At 32.6% G+C, this 16,014-nt stretch carries 15 protein-coding genes; 5 read left to right on the top strand and 10 right to left on the bottom strand.

Features of this window, described 5'->3' with window-relative positions; all coding sequences use genetic code 11:
* Nucleotide 1: 1 nt before the first annotated feature.
* From pcrA to NR218_RS04760, 8 genes are all read right to left on the bottom strand, one after another.
* Nucleotides 2–2,197 (bottom strand): DNA helicase PcrA, encoded by a 2,196-nt coding sequence (pcrA, locus tag NR218_RS04795; RefSeq protein WP_053015911.1) that lies wholly within the window; start codon nt 2,195–2,197, stop codon nt 2–4.
* Nucleotides 2,194–2,889 (bottom strand): heptaprenylglyceryl phosphate synthase, encoded by a 696-nt coding sequence (locus tag NR218_RS04790; protein WP_011275351.1) that lies wholly within the window; start codon nt 2,887–2,889, stop codon nt 2,194–2,196. The genes pcrA and NR218_RS04790 overlap by 4 nt, the downstream gene beginning before the upstream one ends.
* 276 nt (nt 2,890–3,165) lie before the next feature.
* A complete protein-coding gene (locus NR218_RS04785) occupies nt 3,166–3,468 on the bottom strand; it encodes a YerC/YecD family TrpR-related protein (RefSeq protein ID WP_011275350.1) in 303 nt (100 codons plus the stop codon).
* Nucleotides 3,469–3,562: 94 nt separating this feature from the next.
* Nucleotides 3,563–4,858 carry an adenylosuccinate lyase gene (purB, locus tag NR218_RS04780; RefSeq protein ID WP_011275349.1) on the bottom strand — a complete coding sequence of 432 codons (1,296 nt, stop codon included), beginning with the start codon at nt 4,856–4,858 and terminating at the stop codon, nt 3,563–3,565.
* 276 nt (nt 4,859–5,134) lie between these two features.
* Nucleotides 5,135–5,305, bottom strand: coding sequence for an NETI motif-containing protein (locus tag NR218_RS04775; RefSeq protein ID WP_011275348.1), 171 nt, complete (start codon nt 5,303–5,305; stop codon nt 5,135–5,137).
* Complete coding sequence (locus tag NR218_RS04770) at nt 5,286–5,894, bottom strand: DUF2179 domain-containing protein (protein WP_011275347.1); 609 nt, start codon at nt 5,892–5,894, stop codon at nt 5,286–5,288. The genes NR218_RS04775 and NR218_RS04770 overlap by 20 nt, the downstream gene beginning before the upstream one ends.
* Before the next feature lie 84 nt (nt 5,895–5,978).
* A complete protein-coding gene (nadE, locus tag NR218_RS04765; protein WP_011275346.1) occupies nt 5,979–6,800 on the bottom strand; it encodes an ammonia-dependent NAD(+) synthetase in 822 nt (273 codons plus the stop codon).
* Nucleotides 6,793–8,262: a nicotinate phosphoribosyltransferase gene (locus tag NR218_RS04760; protein ID WP_011275345.1), complete on the bottom strand. Its 1,470-nt coding sequence runs from the start codon at nt 8,260–8,262 to the stop codon at nt 6,793–6,795. The genes nadE and NR218_RS04760 overlap by 8 nt, the downstream gene beginning before the upstream one ends.
* Before the next feature lie 179 nt (nt 8,263–8,441).
* Here NR218_RS04760 and NR218_RS04755 point away from each other — a divergent pair, with 179 nt between their 5' ends.
* Nucleotides 8,442–9,509 (top strand): nitric oxide synthase oxygenase, encoded by a 1,068-nt coding sequence (locus tag NR218_RS04755; RefSeq protein WP_033079897.1) that lies wholly within the window; start codon nt 8,442–8,444, stop codon nt 9,507–9,509.
* Between the two features lie 29 nt (nt 9,510–9,538).
* Complete coding sequence (locus NR218_RS04750; RefSeq protein WP_011275343.1) at nt 9,539–10,339, top strand: prephenate dehydratase; 801 nt, start codon at nt 9,539–9,541, stop codon at nt 10,337–10,339.
* Between the two features lie 158 nt (nt 10,340–10,497).
* Here NR218_RS04750 and NR218_RS04745 read toward each other — a convergent pair whose 3' ends face one another.
* Entirely contained in the window at nt 10,498–11,580 is a 1,083-nt protein-coding gene (locus NR218_RS04745) for a glycosyl hydrolase family 28-related protein (RefSeq protein WP_011275342.1), read from the bottom strand.
* Nucleotides 11,581–11,748: 168 nt separating this feature from the next.
* On the opposite strand from NR218_RS04745, the gene NR218_RS04740 reads away from it, so the two are divergent.
* The 3 genes from NR218_RS04740 to NR218_RS04730 all read left to right on the top strand — a co-directional run bounded on the left by NR218_RS04740 (nt 11,749) and on the right by NR218_RS04730 (nt 14,838).
* Nucleotides 11,749–12,309, top strand: coding sequence for a cysteine hydrolase family protein (locus NR218_RS04740; RefSeq protein WP_011275341.1), 561 nt, complete (start codon nt 11,749–11,751; stop codon nt 12,307–12,309).
* 50 nt (nt 12,310–12,359) lie between these two features.
* Nucleotides 12,360–13,289 (top strand): manganese-dependent inorganic pyrophosphatase, encoded by a 930-nt coding sequence (locus NR218_RS04735; protein WP_046309172.1) that lies wholly within the window; start codon nt 12,360–12,362, stop codon nt 13,287–13,289.
* Between the two features lie 166 nt (nt 13,290–13,455).
* Nucleotides 13,456–14,838 (top strand): aldehyde dehydrogenase, encoded by a 1,383-nt coding sequence (locus NR218_RS04730; RefSeq protein ID WP_011275339.1) that lies wholly within the window; start codon nt 13,456–13,458, stop codon nt 14,836–14,838.
* A 51-nt stretch (nt 14,839–14,889) separates the two neighbouring features.
* Here NR218_RS04730 and NR218_RS04725 read toward each other — a convergent pair whose 3' ends face one another.
* Complete coding sequence (locus NR218_RS04725; RefSeq protein WP_011275338.1) at nt 14,890–15,924, bottom strand: lactonase family protein; 1,035 nt, start codon at nt 15,922–15,924, stop codon at nt 14,890–14,892.
* Between the last annotated feature and the right edge of the window lie 90 nt (nt 15,925–16,014).

The following is a 16,014-nucleotide window of genomic DNA, read 5'->3' as shown; positions in this document are numbered from 1 at the left end:
ATTAATCCTCCTTTTTCTCGATTGGAGCAAATTGAGCTAACAGGCGCTTTGGTCCTTCTGATTTAAATATAATATCTAATTCAACTGAGCCATTTTTCTCATTAACGTTACTTACCATGCCTTCACCCCATGATTTATGCGTAACTTTATCTCCTATTTTCCAATCAGAAGCAGAAACTTGTTTTTTAGAAGACGTTGTACGTTTGCTAAATCCACGCTTAGGTTGTTTGGTTGAAGTTTTTGGGGTAATCGTTTGACGCTGCTGCTTAGATGGTGTTTCTAATAGATCTTCCGGGATTTCACGTAAAAATCTAGAAGGCATATTAGATTGTGAGCGTCCATATAACATTCTAGACGTCGCGTGCGTAATATATAGAACTTCTTCAGCTCTTGTTATTGCTACATAACAAATCCGACGTTCTTCTTCCATTTCGTGGTCATCATCACTCTTAATTGCACGTATATGTGGAAATAGCGATTCTTCCATTCCCATAAGGAACACAATTGGAAATTCTAAACCTTTCGCCGAGTGCATTGTCATAAGGGTTACGCCACTTTCAATTTGAGCTTCATCGATGTCTGCTACTAGTGATAAATCCGTTAAAAAGTTAATCAAGGATTGTTCTTCTAATGGTGTATTCTCTTCATAATCTTTAGGCACAGACATAAATTCATCTATATTTTCAAGTCTACTACGTGATTCCAGTGTTTGTTCACGTTCAAGCATATCTCTATACCCAGATTTATCTAATATTTCAACAACAATTTCACTTACCTCTAAAAATTCCTGTTCTTTAATTAAGTTTTGAATTAGTTCATAAAATTTAATGCACTCTTGAGTTACTTTTTTTGAAAGACCAATAAAATCTACTTCTGCCAATGCGTCAAACATACTTATATTGTTATCATTCGCATAGCGTTGAATTTTCTCAACTGATGAAGGTCCTATCCCTCGTTTTGGAACATTGATTATGCGTTGTAAACTAATTTCATCATTACTATTAGCTACTACTCTCAAATAACTTAATAAGTCTTTAATTTCTTTTCTGTCATAGAATTTTTGGCCTCCAACCATCGTATAAGGAAGATTAGATTTCATAAATGTTTCTTCTAAAACACGTGACTGTGCATTGGTTCTATAAAGTATTGCCATATCACTATAATCTTTTCCAGCTTTACGGTGTTTCATTATTTCTCTAACCACATACTCAGCTTCATCACGCTCAGTCATTGCTTCATAATATTTAATTTTTTCGCCACCAGTATTTGCAGTCCACAGACCTTTAGGCTTTCTTTCTGAGTTATGTTTAATGACTTCATTTGCAGCAGTTAGGATGATCTTTGTAGAACGATAATTTTGTTCTAAAAATATCGTTTTAGCATCAGGGTAATCTTCTTCAAAAGATAGGATATTTTGAATATCTGCACCCCTCCAACCATAAATTGACTGATCTGAGTCACCAACTACACAAAGATTTTTAAATTTACTAGCTAACAACTTTACTAATGTATATTGTGCTTTATTTGTATCTTGATATTCGTCTACGTGAATATATTGGAATTTGTTTTGATAATATTCAAGTGCATCTGGAATGCGTTCGAACAACTGAATTGTTTTCATAATTAAATCGTCAAAATCAAGTGCTTCATTTCGAGTCAATTGACGTTGGTATCCACTATAAACAGTAGCTACCATTTGCGAATGGAAGTCATTAGCCTCATTTATTGCATCTTCTGGTGTTTTAAGTTCATTTTTTAAGTTACTTATCGCCCCAATAAACATTCTTGGTTCAAAGCGTTTACTGTCAATATTTTCATTTTTTAGAACGTCTTTTATGACGGATTTTTGGTCAGTAGGATCAATAATAGTAAAATTACGTTCAATGCCTATTCTATCTGCATCACGTCTTAATATTCTTACGCACATAGAGTGGAATGTAGACATCCAAATCACTTGTGCTTCTTCTCCTACTAATTGTTCAACACGTTCTTTCATTTCTTTAGCTGCTTTATTTGTAAAAGTAATTGCTAATATATTGTAAGGAGAAACGTCTTTTTCATCTAATAAATAGGCGATACGATGTGTTAATACTCTCGTTTTACCTGAACCAGCGCCGGCCATAATTAGTAATGGACCTTCTGTAGTTCTTACCGCTTCACTTTGCTCTTTATTCATATTATTAACTAATGAATTCATTTATTAGACTCCTTTTTTATTTTTACTGTTTTAATAGCCTTTTTAATATCGTCATAAATAATATTACCTACTACAATAGTGTCAGCATATTGTGCCATCTCTCTGGCTTGTTCTATAGATGTAATGCCACCGCCATAAAACAATTGTGTATTTGTTAATAATCTGGATGCGGCTTCCACTTTTTCAACATCGCCATACTGACCACTATATTCTAAGTACATCAACGGTAGTTTGTACATCTCATTAACCATTTGCGCATATGCCTCTACATCTTCAATATCTATATTAGTATTTGATTGCGTTAATTTTGCTACTTTACTATCAGGATTTAAAACTAAATACCCTTCTAATACGACTTCATCAAAATTAACCATGAATCCGAATTGCTTTAGAGCTTTATGCATCATTCCATTATGATATGTAGTATCCTGACTATTTAGAACTGTTGGTACAAAATAAAAATCGAAACCAGGAATAATACTCTCAATATTAGATATTTCGAGGACTAATGGTAATGGATATCTTCTTACTCTACTCATCAAATGAATGACATTATCTTCGGTAACATTATCTGTGCCACCAATCATGATAGCATCAGTATCTGACATACATAGTGCATCTAAATCATTATCACTTATTTCTTTGGCGGGATCTAATTTAAACACATGTTGCCACGCTTTAATGTCATACATAATCCTTTAACTCCTTTTTTTAACATACACTAAATTATATCATTTTTAGTGTACCAATTCTAAACAGAATCATTAGAATCTATACTGTCTATTAAAGAACGAAAGACCTAATATCTTATAAGTTTATTTGTTAAAAATTAAGTAAATTAAAAGTTGTTTACTTACTATTAGCCTGTATAAATTCAATATAAAACAGAACGCTCCCATCAAAATATCCAAATTATTGTCAATTTTGAAGGGAGCATTTCAATTTATAAATATATGTTAAACGTAATATTATTTTTTTGTTTCTATATTTAATCGTTCTAATATCATTGTATATGCGTCATTACCCCATTGTAATGATCGTTTTACTCTAGATATTGTTGCTGTAGAAGCACCAGATTCTTTTTCGATTGTTGCGTAAGTATACCCTTGTTTAATCATCTTAGCAACTTGTAATCTTTGAGATAATGATTGTAATTCATTGACAGTGCATAAATCATCAAAGAATTGATAACATTCTTCTCTATTTTCAAGTGTAAGAATCGCATCAAAAAGTTCATCTAACGCTTGTCCTCGTAATTTCTCTATTTGCATCTCAAACAACCCCTATAATCCGTTTTCAATATAATCTCATTTTAACGCATTAAATAGTTAAAGTGTAGTATTTTTATTGAAAACCGTTAACTTATTACTCTAAACCTGCACGTTTAAAGATTGTATCAACTTGATTTAAATGATGTTCAGGGTTGAAACATTCATCTAATTCTTCTTTAGAAAGCACATTAGTGATAGACTCATCCTTTTCTATTAATTGACGGAATGGTGTTTTAGTTTCCCAAGATTCCATTGCTTTAGGCTGCACTCTATCATATGCTTCTTCACGAACCATGCCTTTATTAATTAACGCTAGTAATACACGTTGTGAGAAGATTAGTCCAAATGTTTTATCGATATTATTTCTCATGTTGTCTTCAAAAACAGTTAGTCTATCAACAATATTAGTGAATCTATTTAAAGCATAATCTAAAGCAATTGTAACATCTGGTAACATGATACGTTCAGCTGAAGAGTGAGAAATATCACGTTCGTGCCATAAAGGCACATTTTCATAAGCCGTTGTAATGTAACCTCGAATCACTCTTGAAATACCTGTTATATTTTCTGAACCAATAGGATTTCTTTTATGAGGCATAGCTGATGACCCTTTTTGACCTTTTGCAAATGCTTCTTCAACTTCACGTGTTTCTGTTTTTTGTAAATTACGTATCTCTACCGCAAATTTTTCAAGAGATGTAGCTACTAGTGCTAGTGTAGCGATATAGTATGCATGACGGTCACGTTGTAATGTTTGAGTAGAAACGGATGCAGTATCAATGCCTAAATGGTCACATACATATTGTTCTATTTCAGGAGGAATGTTAGCAAATGTACCAACTGCACCACTCATTTTACCAACTTCTATTTCTTTACGTACCTCTTTGAAACGCTTTAGATTACGTTTCATTTCTGTATACCATAATGCCATTTTAACACCAAATGTAGTCGGTTCAGCATGTACACCATGTGTACGCCCCATCATCAATGTGTATTTATAATTTTTAGCTTTCTCTTCTAAAACTTTTATGAAACGTTCAATATCTTTCTCAATAATTTCGTTGGCCTGCTTTATAACATAACTTAGCGCTGTATCAACTACATCTGTAGAAGTTAAGCCATAATGAACCCATTTACGTTCGTCACCTAACGTTTCCGATACTTGTCTAGTAAATGCCACAACATCGTGTCTTGTTTCTTGTTCGATTTCTTGAGCACGTTTCACATCTACTTTAGCGTTCTGTCTTATTTTTTTTACATCTTCTTTAGGAATGTGGCCTAATTCACTCCAAGCTTCACAGGCCAAGATTTCAACCTCTAACCAAGCTTCATATCTATTTTGATCAGTCCAAATATTTGCCATTTCTTCTCTTGAATAACGATCAATCATTTCTAATCTCCTATTCTATGTATAAATTTATAATTCAAAACTGTACATTAAACGTAAATTATTGGGAAAAGTTCGTTTTTAAAACTTCATTTTTAGTTTAACAGATAATTAATCAAATGTATAAATCTTTTTTTACAAACTTAGTATAATGGATTTTATCTAAATAATACACTTATCTAACAATAATCCGATAATAAAAAGAGTAAAAAGAAGTTGTACTTTAGCTTCTTTTCACTCTTAATAAAATTAATTTGAGTTGTAATTTATATTATTAAATCAAAGCTTTTTACCAACAAATTGAATATCCTGTCTTAATACTACTACATTACCTTTTTCATCTTCAGTGTATATAGGTTTTTCAATTCGTTTAACTGGCATATAGCCTTCTTCACGCATACGTGTTAAACATTCTGAGATTGTTTCATTTTCATTTACTTTGAACTTCATCGTCATGCTCCACAACACTTTCTATTTCTTCTACTTCGTATGCTTTTACTTTTCGAGTTCGAACGCCTTTAGTCCAGAAACCGCCGTGAATCGCTCTTGGCTCATACGCTATAATAAACGCTTTCTCATCTAAATTTCGTACTGTCTCCATTAATTTACGTTCATAACGTCTTGGCGTTAAAATCTGCATTACCATTCGACTACCATCGCGACCATGTGCTGCATAGTGTGTAACACCATAACCTAAATTTCTTAACTCATTTGGTAAATCAATTTCATACTCTGATGAGGTTACATTTACGACTGTATAACCTAATGCGAGTTTTTCTTCAATTTTCATACCTACTAAAATCCCAATCGAAAAACCAAACGCATAAGCAAAGATATTTTGAATTTGGTCTAAACTAGACATTACCATACCAAGACCAACTACATATACTAACACTTCAAGGAAACTTACTGCAGCCGCCATATAACGATAACCTTTTAACGTTAATATTGTACGCATTGTTAAAAATGTAACATAAAAAACGTTGATGACGAATATCGCTAATACCATTGACCATGGATTTGAAGTTATCACTGACATACTAATCCCCTTTTCTTACATGGATATCTAAAATCGAAATAATTTTATCAGTGAATTTTTATTTTGTCACTAGAAAATCTTTTTTTAATTTTTAGGCCAAGTATAACGCGTATAGGCTAATTCACGTTTATGTGCATTTTTGACATAGTGATTTTCAATCGTATCACGGGCTTCACTAGATATATGTTTACCTTCTAAATAGTCATCAATTTGATCATAAGTAACACCCAAAGCTTCTTCATCAGGTAATTGTGGTTTATCATCCTCTAAATCTGCTGTGGGAACTTTTTCGTATAAATGCTTTGGTGCGTTCAAATATTTAAGTAGCTGTCTTCCTTGTCTTTTATTTAGACCAAAGATAGGTGCGATATCAGCAGCACCATCACCGTACTTAGTATAAAATCCTGTAATATTCTCTGCAGAATGATCCGTACCAATAACAATACCACTACGATTTGATGCGATTGAAAATTGAACCTTCATACGTTCACGTGCTTTTTCGTTACCACGTTGAAAATCTGTTAATTCAATACCAGCCTCGTTTAAAGATTTAACACTTTGATCAACAGCAGGTTTAATATTGACAGTAATGATTTCATCGGGATGAATAAAGTTTAATGCATCTTCAACTTCTTCTGCATCTTTCTGCACACCATATGGTAATTTCACAGCAATAAATTGACAATCTCGCCCTTCATTACGTAATTCTTCAACTGCTAGCTGAGCTAATTTACCAGTCAAAGTAGAATCTTGACCACCAGAAATACCTAACACTAAAGATTTAATAAATGAATGTGATTGAACATAGCTTTTAATAAATTGAATAATTTCACGTGACTCTTGTTCACTATCAATATGTTTCTTCACTTTCATTTCATTGACTACAATATCTTGTAAATTAGTCATTGTCTTCCTCCATCTCTTTTACGTGTTCTGCAACTTCGAAAATACGCTTATGTTTGTTGTCCCAACAAGCTGTACTTAAATCCACAGGGTATTCTTGAGGATTTAAATAACGTTTATTTTCATCCCATAATTTAGATAATGCCTTTTTAGAGTATTCTTGTGCCTCTTTTTCACTCGGTAATTGGTAAACAAGTTTCCCATTTTCAAAGATTGAATGATGCAAGTCAATCGCTTCAAAGTGTTTGATATGTTTCATTTTATACGTGTGAACTGGATGGAACATTTTTAAAGGTTTTTCATTATTAGGATTCTCATGTTCTAGAGTAATATAGTCGCCTTCTGCTTTACCTGTTTTAGTATTTATAATGCGATACACTTTCTTCTTACCAGGTGTTGTCACTTTTTCTGCATTGTTGGACAGTTTAATTCTATCAACATATCGGCCGTTGTCATCTTCAACTGCTACTAGTTTATATACTGCACCAAGTGCTGGTTGGTCATAACCAGTAATTAATTTCGTACCTACACCCCATGAGTCAACTTTAGCTCCTTGAGATTTCAAACTCATTATCGTTTGTTCATCTAAGTCATTAGATGCGATGATTTTAGCATCTTTGAATCCCGCTTCATCTAACATTCTGCGTGCTTCTTTAGATAAATAAGCAATATCTCCAGAATCTAAACGGATACCAATGAAATTGATTTTATCCCCTAGTTCTTTCGCTACTTTAATAGCTGTAGGAACACCTGATTTAAGCGTGTGGAACGTATCAACTAAGAACACACAATTTTTATGGCGTTCTGCATAAATTTTAAAAGCTTTATATTCATCACCATATGTTTGAACTAAAGCGTGTGCATGCGTACCAGAAACGGGTATACCAAATAATTTACCGGAACGCACATTACTAGTAGAATCAAAACCACCGATATAAGCAGCTCTAGCCCCCCATAACGCAGCATCTAACTCTTGTGCACGACGAGTTCCAAATTCCATTAATGTATCATCAGGTGCTACTTGACGAATTCTACTTGCTTTAGTCGAAATTAATGTATGGAAGTTGATTATATTAAGTAATACGGTTTCTATAAGTTGCGCTTGAATTAATGGTGCCTCCACTCTAAGTAATGGTTCATTTCCAAAACACAATTCACCTTCTTGCATTGAGCGAATATTACCAGTGAACTTTAAATTTTTTAAATAGTTTAAGAAATCATTTTTATAACCTATTGACTGTAAATATTCAATATCAGAATCACTAAAATGAAAATGTTCAATAAATTGAATTACTCTTTTTAAACCATTAAAAACTGCATATCCACTCTCAAATGGCATACTTCTAAAATACAAATCAAATACTGCATTTCGTTCATGAATACCATCATTCCAATAGCTCTCTGCCATGTTAATTTGGTATAAGTCATTATGTAACATTAAACTGTCATCTTCGTAACGATACACCACAATCTCTCCTAACGATGTTTTAGTACATTTTATCATAATTCAGTAGAAGTGCGTATTCACATCCTATTGATACAATTAAAATTTAAATAAGTACCAATAAGACAAATTCGTGACAATCTATGTAATTGAATGAGTTAATTTATTGTCTAGATTATAATATGAACCGAGGTGGTTATATGTTATTGGAAGAAGCAAGAAGTTTTATCGAAATGATGTATCGTGAACTTAATTACAATCCATCTATATTTGATAAAAGAATAAAAGAGATAGAAAAAGAAATTGAACATACTGGTACATATACGCATACTTTGGAAGAGTTGTCGTATGGCGCTAAACTTGCTTGGCGTAACTCTAATCGCTGTATTGGACGCTTATTTTGGGATTCTTTAAATGTAGAAGATGCTAGAAACGTTGATAATGAGCGTGATTTTATAGATACAATCAATCATCATCTTGAACATGCGACGAATAATGGTAAGATCAAGCCTTATATAACGATTTTTTCACCTAATCAAGCACCTCGTATCTATAATAATCAACTTATTAGATATGCTGGTTATGAACATGCCGGTGATCCATCTGAACGTGAAATCACACAATTAGCGGAGCATTTAGGTTGGAAAGGCAAAGGTACTGATTTCGATGTACTACCACTCATTTATCAATTACCTAATGATTCTATAAAATGGTATGAGTTACCCAATGAATTAATAAAAGAAGTTGAAATAGAACATGAACATTATCCAAAATTAAAAGATTTAAATTTAAAATGGTATGGTGTTCCAATCATTTCTAATATGGATTTGAAAATTGGTGGCATTACTTATCCAACTGCCCCGTTTAATGGTTGGTATATGGTAACAGAAATTGCAGTACGCAATTTCACTGACTCATACCGCTATAATTTATTGGAAAGTATTGCAGAAGCGTTTGAATTTGGTACACTAAAAAATAATTCTTTTAATAAAGATCGAACACTCGTTGAACTTAATTATGCGGTATACCATTCATTTAAATCTCAAGGTGTTTCTATTGTTGATCACCTAACTGCATCAAAACAATTTCAATTATTTGAAGAAAAGGAACTAGCAAATAACCGTGATGTCACAGGTAAATGGTCTTGGTTAGCCCCACCACTTTCACCGACCCTAACTTCAAATTATCATCATGGTTATAATAATGAAATCAAGGATCCTAATTTTCATTATAAAAAGAAACAGTCAATGAAATGTCCATTTCACTAGTGTTCGATAATACGAGGTGACGAACAAAGATGCGTTTATATTATTTAGGCCCTAAGGGAACATTTTCTTATTTAGCTGCAAAAACTTATTTATCTGAGGAAGAAGTTACATATTCACCTAAATCAAATCTTTATGAAGTAATTAAAGCCGTTAATAGTCATAGTGATGCTGTAGGTATCGTACCTATTGAGAACTCAATTGAAGGTACTATTAATATTGTTGCGGATGCACTTGCACAAGAAGATATATACGCTCATGGCGAAATCCATTTAGATATTAATTTTGGTTTATACGCTAATAAAGGTACTTCACTGGATGATATTAAAAAGGTTTATTCCATTGCACCTGCAATAAGTCAAACGAGTCAATATATCCATCGACATCATTTCTTATATGATTATGTTGATAGTACGATTCAAAGTTTAGAAAAAATTGACACACATGTCGCTGCTATTGCACCATTAGGAAGCGGAGAGTCATATGGTTTCGAACCGATAGATACACATATACAAGACTATCCACATAACGTCACTCGTTTTTTAGTAGTAAAAAGTAACGAGCACTACAATGAATCTGCTTCTAGTACGCTATTACTGATAACACCTAAACATGATAAAGCTGGATTATTAGCTAGTATACTTAACACATTTGCTTTATTTGATATTAACTTGTCATGGATTGAGTCTAGACCTCTTAAGACGCAGTTAGGTATGTACAGATTTTTTGTTCAAACCGATATTGGGAAAAATGAAAAACTCAATAAGGTTATCACAATATTACAGACTTTAGATTTTGAAGTTAAAATTATAGGTGCATTTAATCACCATTAGATAAATATCGAAAGGCATTATGACGAAATTATAAAAAATTTGCTGTCTTGTCCTTATTTAACACTGATGTATCGAAATTAAATAGCCAGTAAATGCGTCTTCAAAACGTATTTACTGGCTATTTATTGTTGGGTTGTGTTCGAAAACATTATCTCTACTCAGTCTACATTAATTTTTTTAATGGTAACATCTTCACCCTGGTTTAGGGTTAAATCTTCTATATCTTCTAAATGTATAGTTTGTGATGCTTTATCAAAAGTATTACCGGCGATAAACACTTGCTGATGTTTTACATTATTATAGCTTCTAATGTGAATGGCATCTTTTTTCATTTCTCCAATAAAGTGATTACCAATCACACTGAAATTCTCACCAGCTTGAGATTCCATGACTTTGCCAGTAACAGGATCAGCAGCATTTTTTCCATCTTTTACCCCTAAAAATCGAATACCACCTTTACAATTTTTGAATTTATTGCGTGAAATAATCATATTTTTAGCTTTTAGGGGTGTTAGTGCATAGTCTTCAGTCCCCTCAAAACAATTATCTTTTATATGCACATTTTCGTAGAACTTATTATACCTGCTTGCATGTGAGCCAATTGCTCTATTCCATGGACGCATTTGATGGTCATCTGAATTCCCAAAATAACAATTCTCAATGACTACATTTTTAGTGATGGTTCCGTCTGTCGTCCCAAATTTAGGAAACGCACCAGGTACTTGAATATCTAATTGAATTGCTTCAGAAAATGAACGATCCCCATCAAAATCATTAAAACCTTTAAAATTGCAATTTTTGATATACAAACCATTGATACCACAAGCGTCTAGAGCGTGTCCGCCAACTACGTTTAATACTGTTACACCTATTAATTGAATATCTTCTGCATGTCCAATTGACATCGCAGTATTATTGTATGGATATTTAGAGCCATTCATATCAAACGTTCCACCTTTAATATAAATATGACTATTACCTTGATATCCTTTATAAAAACCAAAACGATGGCCATTTTTTAAAAGTGCATCCTTACCACATCTTAGTAATGTCGTATCATCTTCTAGTAATAAAGTTGTTGAGTCATAAATAATGAGTGCTTTCGAAATATAATATGTACCGCTAGGTATAAGTACAGTGTGTTCACCATATCTTGCTTTATTCAGTGCTCGTTGTATTGCTTTAGTGTCTTTGCGTTTATTACATCCTTTTAATCCATAATCTTGAGCATTTATTAACATAACGTATCCCCTATCTAAACTTTCAAACCTATTTTATTGCTATATACCATTTTAGAATGGGATTAGCTATAATATATATAATGATTAATGAGGTAATAATTTAATCGTTTCTATATAATTATACAATTTTTAAATAGCTCAAACATTTAATAGAGAGGAAGATTGATTATGACTAGAAAAGCACTAATAGTAGTAGATTATTCTTATGACTTCATTGCAGATGATGGTCGATTAACATGTGGTAAACCTGGGCAAGATATTGAATCTTTTATACTGAAACGTTTAGAGACATATCAGTCTGAAGGCCAAGATATTTTCTTTATGATGGATTTACATTATGAGAACGATATGTTCCATCCTGAGACAAAGTTATTCCCTCCTCACAATATTGAGGGCACAGCAGGACGTGAATTATATGGTAAGATTAAAGCCTTTTATAATAACATTAGTGGAAACAGTAATATTCATTATTTAAATAAGCGTCGTTATGATTCATTCTATGGTACACCTCTAGATAGTCTATTGAGAGAGAGAAATATAAAAGATATTGAAATTGTGGGTGTTTGTACAGATATTTGTATTTTACACACTGCTGTTTCAGCCTATAATTTGGGGTATAACATTACTATTCCGAAAGATGGTGTTGCTTCATTCAATGAGAGTGGTCATAAATGGGCTTTAGGACATTTTGTAAACTCATTAGGCGCAGAGGTAGATGTAGCTAAATGAAACATGATAAAATAAGATGAAAAATTAAATGATAAGGGTGGATAATAACAATGGCAAAAACTTATATTTTTGGACATCAAAATCCAGACACAGATGCAATAGCATCAGCTATCATCATGGCTGATTTTGAACAATTAACTGGTAACTCTGAAGCGACGCCATATCGTTTAGGAGATATTAATCCTGAAACTAAATTTGCTTTAGATCATTTTGAAGTTAAAGCACCAGAATTATTAAGTGATAATTTAGATGGTCAAGAAGTAATCTTAGTCGATCACAATGAGTTCCAACAAAGTGCTGAAACAATTTCTGACGCAGAGATTAAACACGTTGTGGATCATCATAGAATCGCTAATTTCGAAACTGCTTCACCGCTTTGGTACCGCGCAGAACCAGTTGGTTGTACTGCTACTATTCTTTACAAAATGTACAAAGAACGTGGCTTTGAAATTAAACCGCATATCGCAGGTTTGATGATTTCAGCAATTATTTCTGATAGCTTATTATTCAAATCTCCTACTTGTACTGATGAGGATATAAATGCTGCTAAAGATTTAAAAGATTTAGCAAATGTTGATTTAGATGAATATGGCTTAGAAATGTTAAAAGCTGGTGCATCAACTACTGATAAATCTGCAGAGGAATTATTAGACATGGATGCTAAATCATTTAATATGGGCGACTATGTTACACGCATTGCCCAAGTAAATACTGTCGACATTGATGAAGTATTAAATCGTAAAGAAGATCTTGAAAAAGCAATGTTAGAAACAAGTGCTAATGAAAAGTATGATTTATTTGTATTAGTAGTTACTGACATTATTAATAGTGATTCTAAAATCTTAGTAGTAGGTGCTGAAAAAGATAAAGTCGGCGAGGCATTTAAAGTTCAATTAGATGATGGCATGGCATTCTTATCAGGCGTTGTATCACGTAAAAAACAAGTGGTACCTCAAATCACAGATGCTCTAATTAAATAAAACATATTGGCAATTTAGTTATCGCCTTTATATACGCAGTTGAATGAATCTTTTCATTCAACTGTTTTTTATTGAAAAATATTTAGGGTATAGATATGATGAATTACATCATTTATTTTAATTTAATTCTTTAATATAGATTTTACTATTTAGGAGGTATCACACATTGCCAAGCATTGAGCAACAATTTGAAGAAAGTAAAGCTTTTTTCAAAACACATAAAACGAAAGATTTAAAATTTCGAAAACATCAATTAAAACTTCTAAGTAAAAGTATTAAAAATCATGAAAATGATTTACTAGATGCTCTAAAGACTGATTTGGGAAAAAGTCCTGTTGAAGCATATGCCACAGAAATTGGTATCACACTAAAAAGTATTAAAACTGCGAGAAAAGAACTTAAAAATTGGTCTAAAACAAAACAAGTTGATACACCTCTATTTATGTTTCCGGCAAAAAGTTATATCAAACAAGAACCATATGGCACAGTATTAATCATTGGTCCATTTAATTATCCTGTACAGTTACTATTTGAACCTTTAATTGGGGCTATTGCAGCTGGAAATACTGCTATTATAAAACCATCTGAATTAACACCTCACGTTGCCACGGTCATTCGTCAAATTATTGAAGACGTATTTACTACTGATTATATAGGTGTTATCGAGGGTGGTATAGAAGAAACACAAACATTAATTAATCTGCCATTTGACTACATATTCTTTACAGGTAGTGACAAGGTTGGTCAAATCGTGTATGAAGCAGCAAGCAAAAATTTAGTTCCTGTTACCCTTGAATTAGGCGGTAAATCTCCAGTTATTGTAGATGATACTGCTAATATTAAAGTTGCTAGTGATCGTATTAGTTTCGGTAAATTTACTAATGCAGGACAAACATGTGTGGCTCCGGATTATATATTAGTTAATAAGAAGGTCAAAAACGAATTGATTGAAGCACTTAAACAAAGTATTCAAGAATTTTATGGTACTAACATAGAGGAAAGTCCAGATTTTGGTCGCATAGTTAATGATAAACACTTTAATCGCTTAAATGAATTACTTAACGTGCACCAAAACCATGTTATTTTCGGTGGTAATGCAAATGCTACAACACGCTATATAGAACCAACTATTTTAGATAGTATTACGTCAAGTTCTAAAATCATGCAAGATGAAATCTTTGGACCTATATTACCTATTATTACTTATGATGATTTTAATGAGGCAGTAGATATTATTCAGAGTAAAGCTAAACCGTTAAGTTTATATTTATTTAGTGAAGATGAGAATACTACACACCGTGTATTAAACGAATTATCTTTCGGTGGCGGTGCAATTAATGATACTTTAATGCATCTTGCTAATCCTAATTTACCATTTGGTGGTGTCGGAATGTCTGGCATTGGACAATATCATGGTAAATATACTTTCCAAACCTTTAGCCATAGCAAGTCATACATCTTTAGGTCTACGCGATTAGATTCAAGTGTTATGTATCCGCCTTATAAAGGTAAATTTAAATATATTAGAACATTTTTTAAAAACTTATAAAAATTTGCAAAAAGCCACGACATTTTACACTGCCGTGGCTTAGTATTTTACTTAAATAAAACTAACATGTACACCTTCAGGTGCAATTTGTTGATTATCTGTTGGCGTTAATTTACCAGTATTTGTGTCTCTTTTAAAAACTGTAATTTCATAATTACCCTCTTGATGGGCACAAACTAGATAGTCATCTGATTCAGTAATATTAAAATCTCTTGGGAATTGGTCCCCACTTTTAACGATTTCTACAGGGTTTAGTCCCGCGCCATTCTCTGTAATCGTGAATACCGCAATACTATCATGACCACGGTTACTAATATATAAAGTTTGTTGATCATGCGATAAGCGAACAGCCGCTAATTTAGTGTCATCATTAAAATCTTCAGGAACAGTTAAATGACGTTCTAGTTCTTCAAATTGACCATCTTTATATTTAGCTACGCTAACATAATTAGATAATTCATGAACAATGTAGGCATATTCACCATTATTGTGAAATGCAATATGTCTTGGACCATCTTGATCTTTAAATTTAGAAACTTTGTATTCTTTAAGACCTTCATTACTGAATTCATAAGTTACAACTCTGTCTGTACCTAAATCAGTAGCTACAACATATTTGCAATCGGGTGTTTCATTTATATAGTGGACATGTGAATGCTCTTGACGTTCATGACTTCCAAGTGGATAGTCGTGATTTAATTCTTGAATTAACTTAATGATCTCACCTGTATCTTTATTCAATTGATATATTCTAGCGATACCAGCGCCGTACACTGCTTCAAATAAAAAATTGTGGTCAGATGATACCGATATATAGCAACCTGTACCCTCTACAGATTCTAAGCATTTATTAATTAATGTTAACGAACCAGAAGCTTCTTTTTTAAAAGCAGCTACCCCGCAGTGTTCACCTTCTTTAGTGATTGCGTATAAATAATCATCTGTTTGAGCAAGATAAGTAGATGCTTCAATCTCATAACCAGTATTAACAGAACTAATTTGTCCACTATCTTCATTTAATTCGAATAAGTAAATACCTTTACCTTCTTTTTTTGTGTATGAACCAATATAACCCTTCGTCGTCATCAGAATACCTCCTATTGTCTAATTACCTTTATTTTATTAAAAGATTGGTGTCTATGACAATTATTATTAATCATTGTTTGAATTTATTGA

The organism is Staphylococcus sp. SUC_1.2 (assembly GCF_026222585.1).
The sequence above is the reverse complement of the archived record's forward strand: the minus strand, read 5'-3'. Positions and strand labels throughout refer to the sequence as shown.

Bases quoted from the DNA above. Each gene is read 5' to 3' on its own strand.
- nadE (WP_011275346.1), bottom strand. From the start codon at position 6,800: ATGACTAATTTACAAGATATTGTAGTCAATGAAATGAAAGTGAAGAAA.
- NR218_RS04745 (WP_011275342.1), bottom strand. From the start codon at position 11,580: ATGTTAATAAATGCTCAAGATTATGGATTAAAAGGATGTAATAAACGC.
- NR218_RS04770 (WP_011275347.1), bottom strand. From the start codon at position 5,894: ATGTCAGTGATAACTTCAAATCCATGGTCAATGGTATTAGCGATATTC.
- NR218_RS04725 (WP_011275338.1), bottom strand. From the start codon at position 15,924: ATGACGACGAAGGGTTATATTGGTTCATACACAAAAAAAGAAGGTAAA.
- purB (WP_011275349.1), bottom strand. From the start codon at position 4,858: ATGATTGATCGTTATTCAAGAGAAGAAATGGCAAATATTTGGACTGAT.
- NR218_RS04785 (WP_011275350.1), bottom strand. From the start codon at position 3,468: ATGCAAATAGAGAAATTACGAGGACAAGCGTTAGATGAACTTTTTGAT.
- NR218_RS04735 (WP_046309172.1), top strand. From the start codon at position 12,360: ATGGCAAAAACTTATATTTTTGGACATCAAAATCCAGACACAGATGCA.
- NR218_RS04740 (WP_011275341.1), top strand. From the start codon at position 11,749: ATGACTAGAAAAGCACTAATAGTAGTAGATTATTCTTATGACTTCATT.
- pcrA (WP_053015911.1), bottom strand. From the start codon at position 2,197: ATGAATTCATTAGTTAATAATATGAATAAAGAGCAAAGTGAAGCGGTA.
- NR218_RS04775 (WP_011275348.1), bottom strand. From the start codon at position 5,305: ATGAAGTTCAAAGTAAATGAAAATGAAACAATCTCAGAATGTTTAACA.
- NR218_RS04755 (WP_033079897.1), top strand. From the start codon at position 8,442: ATGTTATTGGAAGAAGCAAGAAGTTTTATCGAAATGATGTATCGTGAA.
- NR218_RS04790 (WP_011275351.1), bottom strand. From the start codon at position 2,889: ATGTATGACATTAAAGCGTGGCAACATGTGTTTAAATTAGATCCCGCC.
- NR218_RS04750 (WP_011275343.1), top strand. From the start codon at position 9,539: ATGCGTTTATATTATTTAGGCCCTAAGGGAACATTTTCTTATTTAGCT.